This is a genomic window from Bradyrhizobium cedriense (genome assembly GCF_054602315.1).
This window is the reverse complement of sequence record NZ_JBTSWB010000011.1, coordinates 201,450-208,444: the sequence shown is the minus strand read 5'-3', so window position 1 is coordinate 208,444 and position 6,995 is coordinate 201,450. Positions and strand designations below refer to the sequence as shown.

General features: G+C 65.4%; 5 protein-coding genes. 3 read left to right on the top strand and 2 right to left on the bottom strand.

The features are described 5' to 3' along the window. Together ACYCVF_RS34870 and ACYCVF_RS34865 are read right to left on the bottom strand one after the other, a co-directional pair. Window positions 1-370 (bottom strand): biotin carboxylase N-terminal domain-containing protein (locus tag ACYCVF_RS34870; RefSeq protein ID WP_459604210.1); only part of this gene is annotated, 370 nt, incomplete at its 3' end. A gap of 164 nt (window positions 371-534) precedes the next feature. Continuing rightward, window positions 535-1,626: a zinc-binding metallopeptidase family protein gene (locus ACYCVF_RS34865; RefSeq protein ID WP_459604209.1), complete on the bottom strand. Its 1,092-nt coding sequence runs from the start codon at window positions 1,624-1,626 to the stop codon at window positions 535-537. A gap of 213 nt (window positions 1,627-1,839) precedes the next feature. On the opposite strand from ACYCVF_RS34865, the gene ACYCVF_RS34860 reads away from it, so the two are divergent. The 3 genes from ACYCVF_RS34860 (at window position 1,840) to ACYCVF_RS34850 (ending at window position 6,953) form a co-directional block, all read left to right on the top strand. Then, the gene (locus ACYCVF_RS34860) at window positions 1,840-4,317 is read left to right on the top strand and encodes a PAS domain-containing hybrid sensor histidine kinase/response regulator (protein WP_459607329.1); all 2,478 of its coding nucleotides are present in this window, start codon (window positions 1,840-1,842) and stop codon (window positions 4,315-4,317) included. 77 nt (window positions 4,318-4,394) lie between these two features. Next, entirely contained in the window at window positions 4,395-5,678 is a 1,284-nt protein-coding gene (locus ACYCVF_RS34855; protein WP_459604207.1) for an MFS transporter, read from the top strand. A 24-nt stretch (window positions 5,679-5,702) separates the two neighbouring features. Continuing rightward, complete coding sequence (locus ACYCVF_RS34850; protein ID WP_459604206.1) at window positions 5,703-6,953, top strand: arsenic transporter; 1,251 nt, start codon at window positions 5,703-5,705, stop codon at window positions 6,951-6,953. The last annotated feature ends 42 nt before the right edge of the window (window positions 6,954-6,995 follow it).

The window sequence follows — 6,995 nt, the reverse complement described above, 5'->3', positions numbered from 1 at the left end:
CGGCCGCCTTCTTCGATTCGATCTTGTCGCCCATCGCCGCGATCGCGCCCGGGTTCGGGCCGATGAAGACGATGCCGGCGGCTTCCAGCGCGCGCGGGAACGCCTCGCGTTCGGACAGGAAGCCGTAACCGGGATGCACCGCCTGTGCGCCGGTCTTGCGGCAGGCTTCGACGATCTTTTCGATCACCAGATAGCTCTCGGCCGCTGCCGGCGGGCCGATCAGCACGGCCTCGTCGGCCATCTCGACATGGAGGGCATCGCGGTCGGCCTCGGAATAGACCGCAACCGTCTGAATTCCCATCTTGCGGGCGGTCTTGATGACCCGGCAGGCGATTTCGCCGCGATTGGCGATCAGAATGCGTTTGAACATGCTTTTCTTGAGTCTCGACCTTGGGCGGGACCCTTCCCCTGGCCGTTGCGACCTGTGGGACGGGCCGTGTGGCCCCCGTGGTACATCAAAATTGGCCGGAGGCAACGGTCTAAATCCGGGGCTCCTGGCGTACCAGCGCAAGACCGAAATGGACCCGATGAGCCCTAGGGACGCCGTGCGGCTGCTTGAGGCTGCCCGGCCTTGGCCACATCCCGGATCAGGTCGTGAATGAACCCCAGCTTGGCGATCACCACGGGCGACAGGATGAATGGATAGAGGTCGCGCACGCCCATGGCGCGGTTGACGCTGTTCATGGCGAAGGTGAAGGGCAGCCATGCATTGACCAGCGCCTCGACATCCCTTGCCTCGTAAGGGTTGAAGCGGATGCGCGCGGTCAACTCCCCGTCGCGGTCGACTTTCGGGCGCACCTCCATGCCGAACTCGGCGGCCATTTCCAGGGTGTCGACGATGTGGAGGTAGTGCGCCCAGGTCTCGGCGAAGTCTTCCCAGGGATGCGTGGTGGCGTATGCCGAGACGTAGCTTTGCTGCCAGTCGGCCGGCGGGCCTTCGGCATAGTGCCGCTGCAAGGCCTGACCGTAGTCGGCCGCGTCGTCGCCGAAAATGGCGCGACACTGGTCGAGCTTGCCGCCGTCGCGCACCAGCGCATCCCAAAAATAGTGCCCGACCTCGTGGCGGAAGTGTCCGAGCAGCGTCCTGTAGGGCTCGCCCAGCTCCAGCCTGCGCCGCTCGCGCTCGATATCGTCGGCCTCGGTCAGCGCGATCGTGATCAGACCGTTGTCGTGGCCGGTCATCACCTTCTGTCCGCTGTGCGGGTCGTCGGCGAGGAAATTGAAGATCAGGCCATGTCCGGGATTATCCTGCCGGGTCTGGAGCGGCAGCTTCCAGCGGATCAGGGAATAAAATAGACGGTGCTTGGCCACCTCCAGCTCGCGCCATCCGGCGAGCTGTACCGGATCAGAGAGGTTCGGCACCGTCCCATTGTGGCGGCAGGCGCGGCAATAGCCGGTGGTATCGCCCGCGTCCGTCAGCCAATTGCAGGCGTCGTACTCGGCATTTCGGCACAGCATCCGGCCTTCGCCATTGTCGGCCAGCGTCCGCCAGTCCTCTCCGGCTGGCTCGATCGCCGACATTGTCTCCTTTTCCGGCATGAAGGCGACCCGATGTCCGCAGCGTTCGCAGGCGCGGTTCTCGAAGTACAGGATATTACCGCAGGCCTGACAGACAAAGAGCTTCAAGATTTAGCCTCTTCGGAAAGGGAGCTTTATGAAAGAGTGCGCGTCTCGCGAAGACTCCTCGATCGGCCGATCGTTCCAGTGTCCGGAACAAATTGCCCGGCCGAACGTTGCCACCGCGTCGTCTCCGCGTTCAAGCACGCGCCCTATTTCCCGATACTTTACCCTTTAAACAATGGCCATCACGCTCCGTCTGTGTGAATATCGGTCCGGCACGTGCGCACCTGCATGACAACGGCCGATGTCTTGAACGAACCCTTGCCCGAGACCGTCGCCGCCGAAAGGCTGCGCCAGCACCTCGAAGACGTCGCGCGCGAGCGCGACAACGCCTATCGCGCGTTGCAGGAGCGCGAGGCCGAGCTCGCGCGCATTCAGCGCATCGGCAAGGTCGGCGGCGTCGAGGTCGATTTCCGCGAAGGCTTCAAGAACCGTCGCTCGCCGGAATATCTGATGATCCACGGCCTGCCGCCGGAAGCTGCCGAGGAATCGCACGAAGAGTGGGTCAATCGCATCCATCCCGACGATCGCGACGCGACTGTCAGGCGTTTCTTCGATGCTCTCGCCGGAACGAACGAAGACTACACCGCCGAATACCGCATCATCCGCCCCAGCGACGGCGAGACCCGCTGGATCCGCGTGGTCGCCAAGATCGAGCGCGACAAGGACGGCCGGGCCATTCGCCTCGTCGGCGCCCATATCGACATCACCGACCAGGCTCTGGCTCGCGAAACACTGCGCGAAAGCGAAGAGCGCTTCCGGCTGATCGCCGACAGCGCACCGGTGCCGATCTGGGTGACCAAGCTCGACCGCAAGCGGTCCTTCGCCAACCGCGCCTATGTCGACTTCGTCGGCCTGCCCTACGAGCAGGCGATCGATTTCGACTGGCGCAAGGTGTTGCATCCCGACGACCTGCCGCGCGTGCTCCAGCAATCCGTCGATGGTGAAGCGTCCCTCAAGCCATTCGTGCTGGAAGCGCGCTACAGGAACGCGATCGGCGAATGGCGGTGGCTTCGATCGGAATCGCAGCCGCGCTGGGATCCGACCGGAAAGCATATCGGCTTCATCGGCGTCGCCCACGACATTACCGTGGCCAAGCAGGCCGAGATCGAGCTGCGCGGGCTCAACGAGACGCTGGAAGAGCGCATTGCCGAACGCACCGCCGAGCTGGAGGCGAACGAGGCGCGGCTGCGCGCGATCCTGGAAACCAGCAATCAGTATCAGGGCCTGGTCAATCTCAGGGGCGAGCTGCTCTACGCCAACAAGACCGCACTGGACGACATCAAGGCCGACTCGTCGGATGTCATTGGAAAGCCGTTTTGGGACACGCCCTGGTTCAGCGCAACGGAGGGCATGAGTGCGCTGGTGCGCGATGCTTTCCACACCGTGCTCGAGGGTAAAGCGGTCCGGCTGGAGATGCGGCTGCGCCTCCCCGTCGGCGAGCGCGATTTCGACTTCGGCATGCGCCCCGTGCTCGACCGCCACGGCAACATCACGGGCGCCGTGCCCGAGGCCGTCGACGTCACCGAGCGCCGTCGCGGCGAAGAAGCGCTGCGGCAGTCGCAGAAGATGGAGGCGATCGGCCAGCTCACCGGCGGCGTCGCGCACGACTTCAACAATCTCCTCACCATCATCCGGTCGGCGACCGATTTCCTGCGCCGCCGCGAGCTGCCCGAGGAGCGCCGCCGCCGCTATGTCGACGCCATCTCCGACACGGTCGAGCGCGCTTCCAAGCTGACGGCGCAGCTTCTAGCGTTCGCGCGGCGGCAGCCGCTGAAGCCACAGATATTCAATGTCGGCAGCCAGGTCGAAGGCGTGGCGCAGCTGGTCCGGCCGCTCGTCGGCGGCCGCATCGAAATCGCCGTGGACGTTCAGGAAGCCGATTGCTTCACCGTGGCCGACATCGCCCAGTTCGAGACCGCCCTGATCAACCTCGCCATCAACGCCCGCGACGCCATGGAGGACGAAGGCCGCCTCACCATCGCCGTCCGCAAGGTCTCCGGGATTCCGAGCCTGCGCGCGCAATCGGCGCGCGGCGGCGACTATGTCGCGATCTCCGTTTCCGACACTGGCAGCGGCATCGCTCCGGAACATCTCGACTCGATCTTCGAGCCGTTCTTCACCACCAAGGAGGTCGGCAAGGGCACCGGCCTCGGTCTCAGCCAGGCCTTCGGCTTCGCAAAGCAGTCCGAAGGCGACATCGCAGTGACGAGCGCGCCAGGCAAAGGCGCGACCTTCACCATCTATCTGCCGCAGGCGCAAAGCCCGGCCACGGAGAAGGAAGCCGCGGCGCTCACCAGCGAGGCCGCGACCACCGGGCGCGGCTATCGCGTGCTGGTGGTCGAGGACAACGACGATGTCGGCCGGTTCTCGACCGAGCTTCTGGAAGACCTCGGCTACGTCGTCCGCCGCGTCGCCAACGCCAACGCGGCGCTCGCGATCCTCGGTGAGAACGAATTTGCCGTCGACCTCGTCTTCTCCGACGTGATCATGCCCGGCATGAACGGCGTCGAGCTCGCCGGCATCATCCGCGAGCGCTATCCGGGCCTGCCCGTGGTGCTCACCAGCGGCTACAGCAACGTGCTCGCCGAAAGCGCCCATCGCGGCTTCGAGCTGATCCAGAAGCCGTATTCGGTGGAATCGCTGTCGCGCATCCTGCGCAAGGCGATCACGGAGAAGCTGTCGGTGGCGCGGTGAGTACGCCACCTGACGGAGCAAAGCTGCCGTGAGATCGGTTTTCGCCGGGGGCGCTTCCCAGCCTCGATCGAGGATGCATGTCGAGCCAAGACCCTGATCAGGCGAGGCGCGCCGGCCGTGCGCTGGACGCGGCCAATTTCTTCCTCGCCGACGTCCGCGATGGGCTCGGCCCCTATCTGGCGGTCTATCTGCTCACCGAGCAGCACTGGAACGAGGCTCGCATCGGCCTCGTGATGTCGATTGCGACGATCGCCGGCATCGTGGCGCAGACGCCGGCCGGTGCGCTGGTCGACGCCACGCGGGCGAAACGGCTGGTCATGGCAACCGCTGCGATTCTGGTGACGGTGGCCTCGCTCTCACTGCCGTTGTTTCCAGACTTCCTGCCGGTCGTAGTCTCGCAGGGCATCGCGCAAGCCGCTGCCGCGGTCTTCCCGCCAGCAATCGCCGCCGTTTCGCTCGGCATCTTCGGGCATGCCGCGTTTACCCGACGCATCGGCCGCAACGAAACCTTCAACCACGCCGGCAACGCGGTCGCAGCGGGCATCGCCGGCCTCTCCGCGTTTTGGTTCGGACCGACCGTCGTGTTCTACCTTCTCGGGGCCATGGCAATCGCGAGCCTCGTCAGCGTCCTGACGATCCCTGAACGGGCCATCGACCACGGTCTCGCGCGCGGACTGCACCGGTCTCGCATCGATAGCGCACCCGAACACCCATCCGGCCTCGGCGTACTCCTGACCTGTCGCCCACTTCTGGTCTTCGCGATCTGTGTCGTCTTGTTTCACCTGTCCAACGCAGCGATGCTGCCGTTGGTCGGGCAGAAGCTTGCGCTCCAGGACAAGAACATGGGTACCAGCCTGATGTCGGCCTGCATCGTTGCGGCGCAAGTGGTCATGGTGCCGTTCGCGATGCTGGTCGGCGCGCGGGCCGACAGCTGGGGCCACAAGCGCTTCTTCCTCGCGGCATTGCTGATCCTGCCGATCCGCGGTGCGCTCTATACGCTCGGCGACAATCCGTTCTGGCTGGTCGGCGTGCAGCTTCTGGACGGTGTCGGTGCCGGCATTTTCGGGGCAATCTTTCCCGTCATCGTCGCCGACCTCATGCGCAACACCGGCCGCTTCAACGTCGCGCAGGGCGCCGTCATCACCGCCCAGAGCATTGGCGCAGCGCTGTCGACGACGCTGGCGGGCCTCGTCGTCGTCGGCGCCGGTTACAATGCTGCGTTCATCTCGCTCGGCGCCGTGGCGGCGATCGGCGCGGTCATCTGCCTCCTTGCTCTGCCAGAGACGCGGCAAAGCGACGATGGCGATCAGCGCCCGCAGGGGAAGACAGCGGCGTCGGCTTCGGCTATCGCTGCCGAATGATCCCCTTGCATTCGAGGATTGACCTTGCCGTCTGACGCCATCTGGGCCTGGAGCATCATCGTCGTCGCAACCGCAGGCGTCATCATCCGTCCGTTTCGCCTGCCCGAGGCGATCTGGGCCTTGATCGGCGCCGGCGCGCTGGTGCTGTTTGGCTTGCTGCCGTGGCCGGACGCGCTGACGGGCATCGAGAAAGGCGTCGACGTCTATCTTTTCCTGATCGGCATGATGCTGATCGCAGAGCTGGCGCGCCTCGAGGGCCTGTTCGACTATCTGGCCGCGCTCGCGGTGGAATATGCACGTGGCTCGCCGCAGCGGCTGTTCCTGCTGATCTACGTCGTCGGCACGCTCGTGACCGTGCTGCTCTCCAACGATGCCACCGCCATCGTGTTGACGCCGGCCGTCTATGCCGCGACGCGCGCGGCCGGCGCAAAGCCGCTGCCCTATCTGTTCGTCTGCGCCTTCATTGCCAACGCCGCGAGCTTCGTCCTGCCGATCTCCAATCCCGCCAATCTCGTCGTGTTCGGCGCACGCATGCCCGAGCTCGCCGAATGGCTTCGCCTGTTCGCCCTGCCCTCGGCGGCCTCGATCCTGCTCACTTACATGGTGCTGCGCCTGACCCAGCACCGCGCACTGAAGGAAGAGACGATCGCGCGGAGCGTGCCGCACCCGAAGCTTGGACGCGGCGGCAAGCTCACGGCAATAGGCATCGTGGCGGTCGGCGTCGTGCTGGTCTCGGCGTCCGCATTGGACAAGCAACTGGGCCTGCCGACCTTCGTCTGCGGCGTGGTGACGGCTGCTCTCGTCTTGCTGATCGGCCGGCAATCGCCTTTGCCCGTGCTGCGGGGTGTGTCCTGGAGCGTACTGCCGCTGGTCGGCGGCCTCTTCGTCATGGTGGAAGCGCTGGTGAAGACCGGCGTGATCGCGCAGCTCAGCGCGCTGCTGCAGGAGGCAATCGGACAATCCGTGACGAAGGCCGCCTGGAGCGTCGGTATCGCCACCGCGCTCGCCGACAACATCGCCAACAATCTGCCTGTCGGCCTCGTCGCCGGCTCGGTCGCCGCCAGCGATCATCTGCCCGCTCCGGTCGTCAGCGCCATCCTGATCGGCGTCGATCTCGGCCCCAATCTGTCGGTAACCGGTTCGCTCGCCACCATCCTCTGGCTGGTCGCGCTTCGGCGCGAGAAGATCGAGGTCGGCGCCTGGCCGTTCCTCAAGCTCGGTCTGCTGGTGACGCCGCCTGCCTTGATCGGTGCACTGGCGGCTGCGATCAGGTAGCGGCACAAGCGCGTCGTCCGCACAAGTGCAGCCGTTTGCGGT

Excerpts from the sequence above, each read along its gene's own strand:
- ACYCVF_RS34855 (WP_459604207.1), top strand. The coding sequence starts at position 4,395 with ATGTCGAGCCAAGACCCTGATCAGGCGAGGCGCGCCGGCCGTGCGCTG.